Annotated in this window: 14 protein-coding genes; 4 read left to right on the top strand and 10 right to left on the bottom strand. The window is 74.3% G+C overall.

What is annotated here, in order from left to right:
• Positions 1 to 165: 165 nt before the first annotated feature.
• Genes KIK08_RS32100 through KIK08_RS32090 form a run of 3 tightly spaced genes read right to left on the bottom strand, consistent with a single transcriptional unit; the run spans position 166 to position 2,438 of the window.
• Complete coding sequence (locus KIK08_RS32100) at positions 166 to 450, bottom strand: hypothetical protein (protein ID WP_214407068.1); 285 nt, start codon at positions 448 to 450, stop codon at positions 166 to 168.
• 55 nt (positions 451 to 505) lie between these two features.
• Positions 506 to 1,495: an NAD(+)/NADH kinase gene (locus KIK08_RS32095; protein ID WP_214407067.1), complete on the bottom strand. Its 990-nt coding sequence runs from the start codon at positions 1,493 to 1,495 to the stop codon at positions 506 to 508.
• 25 nt (positions 1,496 to 1,520) lie between these two features.
• On the bottom strand, positions 1,521 to 2,438 hold the full coding sequence (locus tag KIK08_RS32090) for an MBL fold metallo-hydrolase (protein ID WP_214407066.1): 918 nt from the start codon (positions 2,436 to 2,438) through the stop codon (positions 1,521 to 1,523).
• Between the two features lie 68 nt (positions 2,439 to 2,506).
• Between KIK08_RS32090 and tsaA the strand changes: the two genes are divergently transcribed.
• Positions 2,507 to 2,911: a tRNA (N6-threonylcarbamoyladenosine(37)-N6)-methyltransferase TrmO gene (gene tsaA, locus KIK08_RS32085; RefSeq protein WP_214407065.1), complete on the top strand. Its 405-nt coding sequence runs from the start codon at positions 2,507 to 2,509 to the stop codon at positions 2,909 to 2,911.
• A gap of 3 nt (positions 2,912 to 2,914) precedes the next feature.
• Here the strand turns inward: tsaA and KIK08_RS32080 are convergent, their stop codons facing one another.
• Complete coding sequence (locus tag KIK08_RS32080; RefSeq protein ID WP_214407064.1) at positions 2,915 to 3,160, bottom strand: hypothetical protein; 246 nt, start codon at positions 3,158 to 3,160, stop codon at positions 2,915 to 2,917.
• A gap of 113 nt (positions 3,161 to 3,273) precedes the next feature.
• Between KIK08_RS32080 and KIK08_RS32075 the strand changes: the two genes are divergently transcribed.
• A complete protein-coding gene (locus KIK08_RS32075) occupies positions 3,274 to 3,501 on the top strand; it encodes a helix-turn-helix domain-containing protein (RefSeq protein ID WP_214407063.1) in 228 nt (75 codons plus the stop codon).
• A gap of 116 nt (positions 3,502 to 3,617) precedes the next feature.
• On the opposite strand, the gene KIK08_RS32070 is transcribed toward KIK08_RS32075, so the two are convergent.
• The 3 genes from KIK08_RS32070 to KIK08_RS32060 form a co-directional block, all read right to left on the bottom strand.
• Complete coding sequence (locus tag KIK08_RS32070; RefSeq protein WP_214407062.1) at positions 3,618 to 4,595, bottom strand: type IV toxin-antitoxin system AbiEi family antitoxin domain-containing protein; 978 nt, start codon at positions 4,593 to 4,595, stop codon at positions 3,618 to 3,620.
• A gap of 133 nt (positions 4,596 to 4,728) precedes the next feature.
• Entirely contained in the window at positions 4,729 to 6,288 is a 1,560-nt protein-coding gene (locus tag KIK08_RS32065) for a long-chain-fatty-acid--CoA ligase (RefSeq protein ID WP_214407061.1), read from the bottom strand.
• A gap of 170 nt (positions 6,289 to 6,458) precedes the next feature.
• Positions 6,459 to 7,397: an alpha/beta hydrolase gene (locus KIK08_RS32060; protein ID WP_214407060.1), complete on the bottom strand. Its 939-nt coding sequence runs from the start codon at positions 7,395 to 7,397 to the stop codon at positions 6,459 to 6,461.
• A 188-nt stretch (positions 7,398 to 7,585) separates the two neighbouring features.
• Here KIK08_RS32060 and KIK08_RS32055 point away from each other — a divergent pair, with 188 nt between their 5' ends.
• Entirely contained in the window at positions 7,586 to 8,566 is a 981-nt protein-coding gene (locus tag KIK08_RS32055; RefSeq protein WP_214407059.1) for a pirin family protein, read from the top strand.
• A gap of 75 nt (positions 8,567 to 8,641) precedes the next feature.
• The gene (locus KIK08_RS32050) at positions 8,642 to 9,727 is read left to right on the top strand and encodes an LLM class flavin-dependent oxidoreductase (RefSeq protein ID WP_214407058.1); all 1,086 of its coding nucleotides are present in this window, start codon (positions 8,642 to 8,644) and stop codon (positions 9,725 to 9,727) included.
• A gap of 24 nt (positions 9,728 to 9,751) precedes the next feature.
• Here the strand turns inward: KIK08_RS32050 and KIK08_RS32045 are convergent, their stop codons facing one another.
• From KIK08_RS32045 to KIK08_RS32035, 3 genes are all read right to left on the bottom strand, one after another.
• Positions 9,752 to 10,666: an SDR family NAD(P)-dependent oxidoreductase gene (locus KIK08_RS32045; RefSeq protein WP_214407057.1), complete on the bottom strand. Its 915-nt coding sequence runs from the start codon at positions 10,664 to 10,666 to the stop codon at positions 9,752 to 9,754.
• A 108-nt stretch (positions 10,667 to 10,774) separates the two neighbouring features.
• Positions 10,775 to 12,529, bottom strand: coding sequence for an aa3-type cytochrome oxidase subunit I (gene ctaD, locus KIK08_RS32040; protein ID WP_214407056.1), 1,755 nt, complete (start codon positions 12,527 to 12,529; stop codon positions 10,775 to 10,777).
• A gap of 127 nt (positions 12,530 to 12,656) precedes the next feature.
• Positions 12,657 to 14,102, bottom strand: a complete 1,446-nt coding sequence (locus KIK08_RS32035; RefSeq protein ID WP_214407069.1) for a pyridoxal-dependent decarboxylase — start codon at positions 14,100 to 14,102, stop codon at positions 12,657 to 12,659.
• Positions 14,103 to 14,383: the final 281 nt, after the last annotated feature.

Below are 14,383 nucleotides of genomic sequence, written 5' to 3'. Positions count from 1 at the left end.
GCCTCGGCGGCGGCGCCCAGCCAACCGGCCGGGGGCCGGGCGGCGCGCAGGTCCGGCTCGGCGTCCAGGAGCCGGTCGCGCAGGCGCGCGAGCCTGCGGGCGGCGGAGTCGAGGGGCGCCGGGTCCCAGCGCCGGACGTCGGCGAGCGCGACCATCCGCGGGCCTTCAGGCCGGTCCGGCCGGCACGCCGGCGGCCTCGGCGTCGAGGTAGGCGCGGGCGGAGGCGGTGAGCGCGTCGGACTGGCGGCGCACCCGCTCGCCCAGCGCGGCCAGCGCCGTGGAGATCACCGGGTCGGAGCCCGCGGCGGCGGCGCTGCGGCTGCCGGGCAGCGCGGCGGCGATCTCGCGCAGCGGGTCGGAGACATCGAGTCCGACCAGCGCTCCGGCCGCTCGTCCGGCGGCCCGTCCGGCCGCGGTGACCAGGTCGGTCGACACCTCGAACCCATCCACGTCGGGCAGGTTAGGGGGACGACGGGTCGCCGCGTGGGCGAACGGGCGAACAGGGTCAGCCGGCGTCGCCGCTGTCGGCGACGGCCGCGGCCGCGTCGGCGAGCCCGAGCTTGGTCCGCACCCGGCCGAGGAAGTCGATCTCGTCGAGGCGCACCAGCCGGGCGCCGACCGGGTCGGCGTGCACGGAGACCCAGTCGCCGGGGTCGAGCACGCCGCGCAGCGCACCGTCGACGCTCACCGCGACCTGCCCCGACCGCTCCAGCACCTGCACGGCGACCCGCTGCTCCCGGGCCAGCACGAGGCTGCGGTTGAAGCTCATGTGCGGGGCCACCGGGGTCAGCACCAGCCCGGCGAGCGCGGGGGAGAGCACCGGGCCGCCGGCGGCGAAGCTGTAGGCGGTCGAGCCGGTGGGCGTGGAGACGATCACGGCGTCGGCGGAGTAGGAGACGAACCGGCGGCCGTCGACGAAGATCGCCACGCTGGCCTGGCGGTCGCGGGCGAGCTTCTCGAACACCACGTCGTTGAGCGCGTGGATCTCCAGGGGGACGCCGGCGTCCGGGTCGCCGTGCACGCGGGGCCGCACCTGGGGAGCGGGCAGCGCCGGGCCGCGGCCGTAGCGCAGCAGCGCCTCGATGCCCGGCGGGATCGCCAGCGGGCGCGACGCGCACATGGTCAGGGTGAGCCGCTCGTCGATCTCGTACCGGTCGGCCAGCACGGCGTCGAGCGCGTCGGTGAGGCCGTCGGCCTCGACGACGGTGAGGAAGCCGACGCGCCCGACGTCGACGCCGAGAACCGCGGCCCCGCCGGCCACGGCGATCCGCGCCCCGCGCAGGAAGGTGCCGTCGCCGCCGATGGTGACCACCAGTTCGGGGTGGCCGGCGCGGGCGGCCTCCTCGGCCGCGGAGAGCCGGCCGTCGCCCGACCAGACGTCGATCTCGGCGCAGGTGACGCCGCAGCGGGCGGCCCACGCGCGCGCGACCTCGGCCGCCTCGGCCGCTCGGGACTTGCCGCCGTGCACCACCAGGCCGAGCGTCCGCAGCTGCATCGCCCGAGCCTACGGAGTGATCACCCTAGGCTCGGCAGTGCAGGGGTCGGCCGCCGTTGTAGGCGATCATGTCGCCGAAGGCCGCGCCGAGGTCGATCGGGGCGCCGCGCTCCGCGCCCCGCAGTTCGGCGTAGGCGCGGTGCAGGTTGCCGACGATCCGCTCGGTCTCGCTCCACGCCGCGTACTCGCCGAGGTCGGTCTCCCGGGCGGCCTCCAGCGGCGCGAGCCCGGCCGCGACGCCGCGGCGGGCGACGTCCTGCACGAACCGCAGGTAGCCCAGCGTGGCCTCGATCAGGTCGGGCTCGCAGAGCGGTCCGTGGCCGGGCACGATGGTCCGCGCCCCCAGCGGCGCGATCACGGACTCCAGCACCTCGATCGCCCCGGCGACCGAACCGGACAGCAGGAACGGCGTCCCGCCCTGGAACAGCAGGTCGCCCGCGTAGAGCACGGAGCGGTCGGGGACCCACAGGATCGAGTCGTTCGTGGTGTGCGCGGGGGTGCCGACGTGGCGGACCTCGCAGCGCAGGTCGTCGACCCACAGCGTGACGCCCTCGGTGTAGGTCAGGAACGGTGGCGCCGGGGGCAGCTCGCCCCAGTCGACCGGCTCGAAGATCCGGTCCAGCGGCAGCGGACCGGCGGCCAGGACCTCCGCGCGGGTGCGCTCGTGGGCGACGATCGTGGCGCCGGGGAACCAGCCGTTGCCGGCGACGTGGTCGGGGTGGCTGTGGGTGTTGACCAGCGTGTGGATCGGCCCGCCCGACAGGCCCGCGACCGCGTCGACGAACGCCCGGGTGCGCCGCTCGGTGGAGCTGGAGTCGACCGCGACCGCGCCGTTCGCGCCCACCAGGAAACCGGTGTTGTTGATGAACCAGCTGCCGTCGGGCTGGATGTAGGCGTAGAGCCCGCCGCCGAGGTCCTCCACCCGTGGGGTGCTGTCGCCCATCGATCCTCCGTGCGTCCGGGAAGCGGGACGGTCCAGGCTATCGGCGGGACCACGACGGGAGGAGCGCCATGGACGACTACGAGCTGAGGCCGATCGGACGGGTGGAGTCGCCGCTGCGCGACCGGGCGAGCGCGCCGAAGCAGGGCACCGGGGCCCCGGACGCCTGGGTGGTGTTCGACCCGCGCTACGCCGAGGGGCTCGGCGACGTCGAGGTCGGCGTCGACGTCCTGCTGCTGACCTGGTTCGACCGCGCCGACCGGTCGGTGCTGGCCACCCGGCCGCGCGACGACCCGGCCAACCCGATGACCGGCGTGTTCAGCACCCGCTCGCCCGACCGCCCCAACCCCATCGGCCTGCACCGCGTGCGGGTCCTCGCCGTCGACGGCGTGCGCGTGCGGGTGGGGCCGCTGGAGGCGCTGGACGGGACCCCGGTCGTCGACCTCAAGCCGGTGCTGGACGCCGCCGAGCGCTGAGCCTCACGACTCCTGGCCGGGCCTGCGGTGCCGCGAGGAGCGCATGGTCATCGCCAGGTCGGCGAGCCGTCGGGTGGGGCAGGGCCAGGGCAGGTGCGGGGTGCCCCGGCCCGGGCGGCCGCAGACCGGGTCCACGCACATGCCGTCCTCGCCGCTGACGTGCCGGAGCCGGAGCGCGGCGACCAGCTTCGGCATCCCGGCCAGCTCGGCGACGGCGCGCACGTAGATGGGCGTGTTCGGGTCGTTCACTTCGGGTGACCTCCTGACTGCGGAAGGCCATCAAAAACTGTGCAAGCTAGGCGCACTACAGCTTCTAGGCATAACCACCCATCTGAAGTAGCAACCCGATCTAACCTGCCCGAATGGCCGAAGATCAGCCGAAGCACCCGCGACCAGGTGTCGAGTACCTGAAGTCCGGTGAGGTCGCGAAGCTGCTCGGGATCAGCCAGACATCTTTCAACCGGATGGTGGCCTCCGGGCTCATCCGTCCAACGTGGACTACTCCGGCCGGGGGTCACGGCCGGTACCTGTGGGAGGACGTCGAGCGCCAGGTCGCCGAGATCCGCCGCAAGCGCGGCGAGCGCCCCTGACACGCCTGGCTCCTCCCCGGCCCGGCGCCCCGACGCCCGTCGTCCTCGCAGGGGCGCTGGGGTCTGCGCAGGTGCTGTGGCGCCTGCGGGGACCCGGGCGCCCCTGCGAAGAGGCGTCAGGGGCGGGACAGGGCCGCGCGGATCCGGGCGGCGACCGGCGTGAAGTCGGCGAGGTCCGCCCAGGTCCAGCGGACCACGGCCAGGCCGGCCGCGCGCAGGGCGTCCTCGCGGAGCTTCTCGGCGAACACCGCCTCGCCCGGCTCCTGGCCCGGGCGCAGCAGCCGCCCGTACTTCACCCGGCCGTCGAACTCCCCGACCACGCCCTCCCCGACCACACCGCATTCCCACCAGAAGTCCACCCGCCGCAGGCGGCCGTCCGGGGTCCGCACCTCGTGCTGCGACACGGGCGCCGGCAGGCCGGCCCGGTGCAGGGCCAACCGGCTGCGGCTCTCACCGGGGCTCTCCGCGCCCCCGTCGGCGAAGGCGACCAGTCGTCGGGCGGCGGTGTTGCCCCGGCGGTGGCCGCCCAGCTCGACGGCCCGGTCGAGCTCGGCGCGGGTGACGAGGTGGCGGTGCAGGGCGGCGTCCGCCGGGACCAGCGCCGACTCCAGCGGCAGCGTTCGGGCGAGGTCCGCGACGGTACGGGCGATGGAGGTGACCGGCACGCCGTCGACGGCGACGACCTCGTCGGGCTCCAGTGCCGCGGCGTGCAGGTCGAGGTAGGTGCTGCGGCGGGCGCCGGAGCGGCGGTCGCGGGTGGCCCGGACCCGGTCGACGTCGAACGGGTGGTGCGGGCCGAACCAGATCGGCAGTCCGTGCATGACCGCCGCCGACACGTGGCTGATCACGGCACCGGGCGCCAGGCGGGGGACGGCCGCGAGGACCGCCAGCCGGTGGCGGGCCGCGCCCTCCTCGGCCGCCCGCAGCTCCTCGGGACCGGCCACCACGTAGGCGCCCGGGCGCACCCGCGCGACGGCCCCCGTTCGCCGCAGCCTGCGCAGCTCGTCGTCGCTCATCCCGACCGCCAGCAGCTCCGAGCGCCACCACAGCCCCCGCGCGACCAGCCCGTCCCCCACGTCCCCCACCGGATCCATGCGGCACACCCTTGCCCAGGCGCGTCGCCCAGCGGGCCCGAACGGGAGAATCACCCCGTCTTCGCAGGGGCGCCGTGGCCGGCGCAGGTGCTACAGCACCTGCGCGGACCACACGGCCCCTGCGAAGACGACCTCAGACGACCTGGCGGTCGCGGCCCTCCCAGAACGGCTTGCGCAGGTCCTTCTTGAGGATCTTGCCGGTGGGGTTGCGCGGCAGCTCGTCGACGACGTCGACCGACTTGGGCGCCTTGAACGCGGCGAGGTTCTCCCGGGCGTAGGCGACGAGGGCGTCCGGGTCGACGGTCTGGCCGGGCGCGGCGACGACGATCGCCTTGGGGACCTCGCCCCAGCGATCGTCCGGGACGCCGATCACGGCGACGTCGCCGATGGTCGGGTGCTCGGCCAGGACGCGCTCGATCTCGGCCGGGTAGATGTTCTCCCCACCCGAGATGATCATGTCCTTGATCCGGTCGGTGACGTAGAGGTAGCCGTCGGCGTCGATGTGCCCGCCGTCGCCCGAACGCAGCCAGCCGTCCTCGGTGACCGCCGCGGTGGTGGCCTCCGGCTTGCCCCAGTAGCCGCCCATGAGCTGGTCGGTGCGCACCCAGACCTCGCCGGGCTCGCCGGTCGGCACCGGCTCGCCGCTGGCGGGATCGCGGATCTCGATCTCCACGCCGTGGGTCGGGGTGCCCGCCGAGATCAGCCGGTGCTCCACGGCCGGGTTCTCGTGGTCCTCCGGGCCCAGCGAGCTGACCACGCCGCACGCCTCGGTCATGCCGTAGACCTGGTGCATCACGCCGGGGAACAGCTTCAGGCAGGCCCGCAGCACCGGTAGCGGCATCGGCGAGGCGCCGTAGGAGACCGCCTGCAGCGAGGAGAAGTCGCGCTCGGCGATCCCGGGCAGCGCCACGATGACCGCCAGCAGGGCCGGGACCAGGAAGGTGTGGGTGATCCGGTCGCGCTCGATCATGTCCACGACGGCCGTCGGGTCGGGCAGGCGCAGCATGTGGATCTGAGCGCCGGCCGCGATCGCCAGCAGCGCGTAGCTGGTGCCGCCGACGTGGAACAGCGGCATCGCGACCTGCACGCGCCCGTCGTCGGCGAGCTCGAAGTCGACCATGACGTTGCGGGCGTGGGCGAGCATCCCGCCGTGGGTCAGCATGGCGCCCTTGGGGAAGCCGGTGGTGCCCGACGTGTAGAGCTGCACGAAGCAGTCGCCCGGCTCGGCCGGGTGCACCTCGGCGTCGGGCTCGTGCGCGCCCAGCCAGGCCTCGTACTCGTCGCCGTCGCCGCCGATGTGGATCACCTGCTCGACGGCCGGGATCTTGTCGCGCAGCTGCGCGGCGGCGCCGGCGAACTCCGGGCCGACGAACAGCAGCCGCGCCCCGGCGTCGTTGATGACGTAGACGATCTCCGGCGGGGCCAGCCGGAAGTTGACCACGGCGTTGGCCGCGCCGATCTGCGCGCAGGCCAGCGTCAGCTCGATGCAGGAGGGGTGGTTCAGGTCGAGCACGGCGATCCGGTCGCCCGGCCGCACCCCGGCGGCCCGCAGCGCCGCGGCCACCCGCCGGACCCGCTGGGCCAGCTCGGCCCAGGTGCGGGTGGTGCCCTCGAAGGTGATGGCCGGCGCCTGCGGGCGCTCGGACTCCCAGCGGGCGAGGGTGGTGGTGTAGTCGGAGAGCTGAGCGGTCATCGGTCGGGCTCCTTCGTCGGCGCCAAGCAGCCGGCAGCGTGCGACCTGTGTCACACGCCCGGGGTAGTGCAGCTTGGTGGGCGAAAAGCCCGGCTGTCCAGATCCGTTTGGAGACCGTCCCCGCCCCCGTCCCCGCAGGCGGGCGGGGGCGGGGGCGGGGGCGGGGCGGGCTACAGGCCGAGGGCGGTGCGCAGGACGGTGGCCTCCTCGAGGATCCCCCGTTGGGTGATCGCGGCGTGCTCGACCAGGCCGGAGCCGTGGAACGTGCCGGGGAACAGGTGCAGCTCGACGGTCACCCCCGCGGCGAGCAGCGCCTGCGCGTAGGCGATGCCCTCGTCGCGCAGGGGGTCGAAGTGCATCACCGAGATGTAGGTCGGCGGGAGGCCGGCGAGGTCGGTCGCGCGGGCCGGCGCGGCGTAGGGCGAGACGCCGTCGGTGCCGGGCACGCCCTCGCCGAGGTAGGCGTTCCAGCTGATGACCGCGCGGGGGCGGCTCCAGATCGGGGTGTCGGTGAAGGCCGTCATGCTCGGGGTGGTCAGCCGGTCGTCGAGCTCGGGGATGGCCAGGAACTGGAAGGCGATGTGCGGGCCGCCGCGGTCGCGGGCCAGCAGCGCCAGCCCGGCCGCCAGCCCGCCGCCCGCGCTGGTGCCGCGCACGGCGATGCGGCGGGGGTCGACGCCCAGCTCCTCGGCGTGCTCCGCGGTCCACGCCAGGCCGGCGTGGACGTCCTCCAGCGGCCCGGGGAACGGGGTCTCCGGGGCCAGCCGGTAGTCCACCGACACCACGACGACGCCCAGCTCGCGGGCCAGCTGGACGTTGCGGGCGTGATCGGTGCTCAGGTCGCCGAGCACGAACCCGCCGCCGTGCACGTCGTAGATCGCGGCCGGGGCGCTCACCCGCTCCGGCCGGTAGACCCGCAGGGGCACCTCCGGGGCGCCGTCGCGTCCCGGGGCGGACCGGTCCTCGACGTGCACTCCGGTGGTGTCCGGCTCCGGCTGCTCGGCGATCATCGCCGCGAAGCCGGCCCGCGCGGCGGGCAGGTCGTCGATGGCGACGGCGGGCAGCAGGGGGATCACGGCCGCGAGCTCGGGGTCGAACGCGTAGGTCATCGGTCCTCCGGTGGTCGGCACTGACTGTCATCGGCACTGACTGTCATCGGCACTTGCCACCGGATCATGCGTCACCCGCCGCGACCCGTCGAGAACGAACTCGTCGTGAGTATGGACCGGTCCAATCCACCACAACTTCGTTCTCGACGGGGTCGGTGGGGTGGCGGGGGATCGGGCACACTGCGGGGATGGATGATCCGGTCGGGGGGTCGGACGGCGTGTTCGGGGCGACGCTCGCCACCGGGCCGGAGCCGGAGAGCGTGCTGCTGCCCGGGCACGACGTGCCGCTGGGCCGCTACACGACCGTGCGCAGGCTGCTGCCGCTGCGGCAGCGGCGGATGGTCGGGGCCTGGTGCTTCGTCGACCACTTCGGGCCCGAGGACGTGCGCGACCGGCCGGGCATGCAGGTCCCGCCGCACCCGCACACCGGCCTGCAGACCGTCACCTGGCTCGTCGAGGGCGAGATCGTGCACCGCGACAGCCTGGGCAGCGACCAGGCGATCCGGCCCGGCCAGCTCAACCTGATGACCTCCGGGCACGGGATCGCGCACTCCGAGCAGTCGCCGGCCGACCACCCGCCCGGCATGCACGGCCTGCAGCTGTGGGTCGCGCTGCCGGAGTCGGCCCGCCACGGCGAGCCGCGCTTCGAGCACCACGCCGACCTGCCGGTCCGCCACGACGGCGACGCCACGGTCACCGTGCTGGTCGGCGAGTACGGCGGGCTGCGGTCCCCGGCGCGGGTGCACACGCCGCTCCTCGGCGTCGAGGTCGTGGTGCCCGGCCCCGCCGCGCTGCGGTTGCCGCTGGACGCCGGGTTCGAGCACGGGGTGCTGCTCATGGCGGGCGCGGCGACGGTCGCCGGCACCGCACTGGAACCGGGATCACTGCTCCACCTCTCGCCGGGGCGCGCCGAGGCGTCGGTCGAGGTGGACCGGGCCGCGCGGATCGTGCTGCTGGGCGGGGAGCCGTTCGACGAGGACCTGGTCATGTGGTGGAACTTCGTGGGACGCACCCACGAGGACATCGCCCGCGCCCGCGACGACTGGATGGCCGGTCGCCGCTTCGGCGCGGTCGTGGACTGCTCCCACCCACCGCTGCCGGCCCCGGAGCTGCCGACCGTGCGGCTCAAGGCCCGCGACCGGCACGGCCGCACGCGGGGGACCGCCTGACGGAAGGCGCCTTCCCGGCGCACCCGGTCACCGACCACGATCGGACGGGAAGATCACCTCGACGGGGAGGCGGGCGTGCCCACAGCACCAGCAGGACCGGACCTGGAGTTCGGCCTCTTCGACTGGGTCGACGCGGCGCCGGGCCGCGACCCCGCCGACGTCTACGACGCGCGGCTGGACCTGCTCGCCGAGGCCGACCGGGGCGGCTTCGCCGTCTACCACCTGGCCGAGCACCACGGCACCCCGCTCGGGATGGCGCCCTCGCCCGCGGTGTTCCTGGCCGCGGCGGCCCGGGTGACGCGCCGCATCCGGCTCGCCCCGACGACGTTCGTCGTGCCGCTGTACGACCCGCTGCGGCTGGCCGAGGAGATCGCGATGCTCGACCAGCTCAGCCGCGGGCGGCTGGAGGTCGGGGTGGGCAAGGGCTCCTCGCCCATCGAGGCCGCGATGTACGGCGTCGAGCCCCCGGAGGCCGCGCGGCGGTTCGACGCCGAGGTGGCGGCCGTGCTCGGGGCGCTGGAGACGGGGGTCTTCCGGCGCCCGGGTGGCGGCGCCGACGTCGCCCTGCACCTGACCGCGCACCAGCGCCCGCACCCGCCGCTGTGGTACCCGACGACCAACCCCGCCTCGGTCCCCGGGCTGGGGGAGCGCGGCTACAACGTGCTGTTCGGGTTCGGGTTCGTCACCCCGCCGCCGGAGGTCGTGCGCGAGCAGCGCGACGCCTTCACCGCCCGCTTCCACGAGGCACGCGCGGGGGGCGGCGCGGGCCACTGGGGAGACCGGGCGGCGCCGCGGTTCGGGACCATGCGCCACGTGCTCGTCGCGCCGACCGACGAGGAGGCCGTCGCGCTGGCCCGCCCGGCGTTCGCCGACCACTACGCCAGCTTCGCCCACCTGTGGCGCGCGCACGGGGACGCGCGCTTCGCGACGACCCCGGACGTCGAGGACCTGGCCGCCAGGGGACAGTTCCTGCTGGGTTCGCCGCGGACCGTCGCCGACCGGATCGCCGCGCTCGCCGCCGCGACCGGGGTCGACTACCTCGCCTGCGCCTTCGCGTGGGGCTCGCTGGCGCCGGCGGACTCGCTGCGCTCGCTGCGGCTGTTCCGCGACGAGGTGGCGCCTGCCGTGCGCGCGGCCACCGGGGCCGCGGCCCGTTCCTGACCGCCGCGACGGTCAACGCCGTGCCTACTTCGGCACCTGCCGCATGAAGATCGACGGGGCCAACCCGTCGGCCTTGGGGCGGAACTCCTTCTCGACCTTCTCGGCGAGGTCGGCGAGGTCCCACGCGCCGTCGGAGGACACCGACGCGATCACCTCCGGGGTGTTCCACAGCCGCACCTCGTGCCCACCGGCGCCGATGGTGCGCCCGGAGAGCCAGTCGGAGCCGGTGCCGGCGAGGTAGGCGACGATCGGGGCGATGTTGTCCGGGGACATCTCGGGGCGGGCGCCGCCGTCGCCGACGCGCTTCTCGGTGGGCACGGTGGCGGTGAGGCGGGTCTCGGCGGCGGGGGCGATGGCGTTGGCCGTGACGCCGTAGCGGCCCAGGCTGTTGGCCAGCGAAGCGGTCAGCCCGATGATGCCCATCTTCGCGGCCGCGTAGTTCGGCTGGCCAGGGGAGCCCTGCAGCGCCGAGTCCGAGGTGAAGTTGACGATCCGGTAGTGGCCGTCGGGGTTGCGCTGCTCGCGCCAGTAGGCCGCGGCCGGCTTGATCGTGGCGAAGTGCCCGCGCAGGTGCACCCGGATCACCGCGTCCCAGTCCTGCTCGGGCAGATTGAAGATCATCCGGTCGCGCAGGATGCCGGCCGTGTTGACCAGCACGTCGAGCCGGCCGTAGCGCTCGACGGCCAGCTCCACGAGCCGCTGGCCGGTGGCGGTGTCGGCGACGTCGCCGCCGTCGGCGACGGCCTGCCCGCCCGCGGCGGTGATCTCCTCGGCGACCTGGTTCGCCGGGCCGGGGTCGGCGCCGCTGCCGTCGGGCTCGGCGCCGAGGTCGTTCAGCACCAGGTGCGCGCCCTCGGCGGCGAACAGCCGGGCGATCGACGCCCCGATCCCCCTGCCGGCCCCGGTGATGATCGCGACCCGCCCGTCGAGCGTCCCCATGCGCTGCCTCCTCGATCGACTCTGATCAGCTCCCGCGAGCAGAGCACGAGCGCGCCCGCCGGGCAAGGTCGTCGGAGCCGGCTCGCCGCCGAGGGGTGGGGCCTGCCGCTACTTGGACTTGGGGTCGTCGTCGGGCTGGACCTCCCGCCCGATCTGCTGGGCCGCGGCCTCGCCCGGATCGGCGTGGCGCCCGGCGTGGCTCTCGGCCCTGATCCGCTCGACCATGTGCGGGTAGTGCAGCTCGAACGCCGGGCGCTCGGAACGCACCCGGGGCAGCTCGGTGAAGTTGTGCCGCGGCGGCGGGCAGGTGGTGGCCCATTCCAGCGAGTTCCCGAAGCCCCACGGGTCGTCCACCGTGGCCACCCGCCCGTAGCGGTAGCTGCGGAAGACGTTCCAGATGAACGGCAGCACCGACGCGCCCAGCACGAAGGCGCCGATCGAGGAGACGGCGTTGAGCACGGTGAAGTCGTCGGTGGGCAGGTAGTCGGCGTAGCGGCGGGGCATGCCCTCGTTGCCCAGCCAGTGCTGCACCAGGAACGTCATGTGGAACCCGACGAAGGTCAGCCAGAAGTGGGCCTTGCCCCAGGTCTCGTCCAGGAAGCGGCCGGTCATCTTCGGGAACCAGAAGTAGATGCCGGCGTAGGTGGCGAACACGATCGTGCCGAACAGCACGTAGTGGAAGTGGGCCACCACGAAGTAGGTGTCCGAGACGTGGAAGTCCAGCGGCGGCGAGGCCAGCAGGACCCCGGTCAGGCCGCCGAACAGGAAGGTGGCCAGGAACCCGATGGAGAACAGCATCGGGGTCTCGAAGGTCAGCTTGCCCTTCCACATGGTGCCGATCCAGTTCACGAACTTGATGCCGGTGGGTACCGCGATCAGGAACGTGGTCAGCGAGAAGAACGCCAGCAGCACCGCGCCGGTGGCGTACATGTGGTGCGCCCACACCGCGATCGACAGCCCCCCGATCGCGATCGTGGCGAAGATGAGGGTCCGGTAGCCGAAGAGGGGTTTGCGGCTGAACACCGGCAGGATCTCGGTCACGATGCCGAAGAAGGGCAGCGCGACGATGTAGACCTCGGGGTGGCCGAAGAACCAGAACAGGTGCTGCCAGAGGATGGCCCCGCCGTTGGCCGGGTCGAACACGTGGGCGCCGAGGTGGCGGTCGGCCAGCAGGCCCAGCAGGGCGGCGGTGAGCACCGGGAAGGCGATCAGGATGAGGATCGCGGTGACGAAGATGTTCCAGGTGAAGATCGGCATCCGGAACATCGTCATGCCGGGGCAGCGCATGCAGACGATGGTCGTGATGAAGTTGACCGCGCCCAGGATGGTGCCCAGACCGGCCACCACGAGCCCGGTGATCCACAGGTCGGCGCCGGTGCCGGGGGAGCGGATCGCGTCCGACAGCGGGGTGTAGGCGAACCAGCCGAAGTCGGCCGCGCCGCCCGGGGTGATGAATCCGGCCAGCACCGTGAGCCCGCCGAACAGGAACAGCCAGTAGGAGAACGCGTTGAGCCGGGGGAAGGCGACGTCGGGCGAGCCGATCTGCAGCGGCACGATGTAGTTGGCGAACGCGAACAGGATCGGCGTGGCGTAGAGCAGCAGCATGATCGTGCCGTGCATGGTGAACAGCTGGTTGTACTGCTCGTTGGACAGGAACTGCTGTCCGGGCACCGCGAGCTCGCCGCGCATCAGCAGCGCCATCGCCCCGCCGGCCAGGAAGAACCCGAACGACGTGACCATGTAGAGGATCGCGATGTCCTTGGGGTCGGTCGTGCGCAGCATCCGCGCGAACGCCGAACCCCGGGGCGTGCGGCGGGCCGGGTACGGGCGGGCCTGGACCGGGGCCGGCGAGACGGTCGCCATGTCCTCCCCCTGACGGTCGACGGCAGGTGGCGCAAGGGTGCTCCTGTCCGCGCCACGAGGCAACTACTGAGCGCTGCGGGACGACCGGTCGCGGCGCGCCGGCTCCCGCGCTCGGCGTCGGTCCGGCTCAGCGCCCGGTCGCGCCGACCCGCAGCCCGGCCTCGCGCTGCTCGCGGATGCCGCGCCAGGCCGCCTCGACGTGGTGGTCGCGGGTCTGCGGCGAGCCGACGGCGAAGCGCAGCACGACGCGGTCGTGCACCTTGGCGTGGGTGAGGTAGAGCTGCCCGCCCGCGTTCAGCCGCTCCAGCAGGTCGAGGGTGCGGCGGTCGGCATCGTCGGGGTCGGCGCCGGGCCACAGCGGCCGGAAGCAGACCAGGCCGAGCGGGTGGTGGGGCAGCAGCTCGAAGCCCGGGTCGTCGGCGACCATCGCGGCCAGGTGCTGGGCCAGGCGCACGCCGGTGCGGATGTGCTCGGCCAGGCCCCGCGCGCCGTACCAGCGGATCACCAGCCACAGCTTGAGCGCCCGGAACCGCCGCCCAAGCGGCACCTGCCAGTCGCGGTAGTCGATCACCGCCCCGGACTCGGTCGCCCGGTTGCGCAGGTACTCCGGCATGATCGACAGTGCCTCGATCAGCGGCGCCCGGTCGGCCACCCACAGCAGGCTGCAGTCGAAGTTGGTCAGCAGCCACTTGTGCGGGTCCATGCAGTAGGAGTCGGCGTGCTCGGCGACCCCGTCGTTGATCCAGCGCAGCTCCGGGCACACGGCCGCGGAACCGGCCCAGGCGGCGTCGATGTGCAGCCAGACGCCGTGGCGGGTGGTGACCTCGCCGATGCGGCGCACCGGGTCGATGGCGCCGGTCGCCGTCGTGCCGATGGTCGCGCAGACCATCGCCGGGGCCAGCCCGGCCGCCACGTCGGCGTCGATCAGGGCGGCGAGGTGCCCGGGGTCCATCGCGAGGGTGTCGGGGTCGACGTCGACCACCCGCAGCGCGTCCGCGTCGAGCCCGGCGATGCGGGCCGCCTTCTCCACCGACGAGTGCGCCTGCGCGGTCAGGTAGACCGTCGGCCGGGCGGTGGCCGACCCGGCGCGGGCCCGGCGCAACGCGGCGACGAGCGCGACCAGCACGGAGCTGGAGGCCGAGTCCTGGATGCTGCCGCCGCCGCGGTCGTCGGTGCGGAAGTGGGCAGGCAGCCCCAGCAGCTCGGCCATCCAGTCGACCACGACCGTCTCCAGCTCGGTGCACGCCGGGCTGGTGGCCCAGAGCATCCCCTGCACGCCCAGGCCCGCCGACAGCAGCTCGCCGATGATCGCCGGGCCGGAGGAGTTGGCCGGGAAGTAGCCGAAGAAGCCGGGGTGCTGCCAGTGCGTGACCCCCGGCAGGACGACGCGGTCGAGGTCGGCGAGCACGGCGTCGAACGGCTCGCCCTCCCGCGGCGGGTGCGCCGGGAGACCGGCGCGGACCCGGCCGGGCTCGACCTGGGACAGCACCGGGAACTGCTCGATGCGCTCCAGGTAGTCCGCGATCCAGTCCACGGCCCGGTGGCCCATGGCGCGGAACTGCTCGGGGGTCATGTGCTCCGCCATCAGCGTCCTTCCGTGCGGCCCACCGGTCGTGCTGGCGCCTGTCGCGGGCCCGGTGCGCGCTCGAACGGTACGTGAGGCGGTGTCGCGGCGGTGGGGCCGCAGTGGTGGAGGCGTCGAGCGCCGGTGGTGGCCGATCCGGTGGTCCGGGGCGGCGTCAGCCCCGCCCGGGACCGGGTCCGGGTCCGTTCCCGGCGGGGCCGTTGCCGCGGTCGTCGGCCCTGGCCGGCCGCGCCGGGCCGGGTCGCCCGGGCGGCTGCGGGGCGACCCGG

The sequence above is a fragment of the Pseudonocardia lacus genome (assembly GCF_018531445.1).
Lineage (GTDB): Bacteria > Actinomycetota > Actinomycetes > Mycobacteriales > Pseudonocardiaceae > Pseudonocardia > Pseudonocardia lacus.
This window is presented reverse-complemented; position numbering and strand designations above follow the sequence as displayed.

Bases quoted from the DNA above. Each gene is read 5' to 3' on its own strand.
- KIK08_RS32065 (WP_214407061.1), bottom strand. From the start codon at position 6,288: ATGACCGCTCAGCTCTCCGACTACACCACCACCCTCGCCCGCTGGGAG.
- KIK08_RS32095 (WP_214407067.1), bottom strand. From the start codon at position 1,495: ATGCAGCTGCGGACGCTCGGCCTGGTGGTGCACGGCGGCAAGTCCCGA.
- ctaD (WP_214407056.1), bottom strand. From the start codon at position 12,529: ATGGCGACCGTCTCGCCGGCCCCGGTCCAGGCCCGCCCGTACCCGGCC.
- tsaA (WP_214407065.1), top strand. From the start codon at position 2,507: ATGGACGACTACGAGCTGAGGCCGATCGGACGGGTGGAGTCGCCGCTG.
- KIK08_RS32055 (WP_214407059.1), top strand. From the start codon at position 7,586: ATGGATGATCCGGTCGGGGGGTCGGACGGCGTGTTCGGGGCGACGCTC.
- KIK08_RS32070 (WP_214407062.1), bottom strand. From the start codon at position 4,595: ATGGATCCGGTGGGGGACGTGGGGGACGGGCTGGTCGCGCGGGGGCTG.
- KIK08_RS32060 (WP_214407060.1), bottom strand. From the start codon at position 7,397: ATGACCTACGCGTTCGACCCCGAGCTCGCGGCCGTGATCCCCCTGCTG.
- KIK08_RS32090 (WP_214407066.1), bottom strand. From the start codon at position 2,438: ATGGGCGACAGCACCCCACGGGTGGAGGACCTCGGCGGCGGGCTCTAC.
- KIK08_RS32075 (WP_214407063.1), top strand. From the start codon at position 3,274: ATGGCCGAAGATCAGCCGAAGCACCCGCGACCAGGTGTCGAGTACCTG.
- KIK08_RS32035 (WP_214407069.1), bottom strand. From the start codon at position 14,102: ATGACCCCCGAGCAGTTCCGCGCCATGGGCCACCGGGCCGTGGACTGG.
- KIK08_RS32045 (WP_214407057.1), bottom strand. From the start codon at position 10,666: ATGGGGACGCTCGACGGGCGGGTCGCGATCATCACCGGGGCCGGCAGG.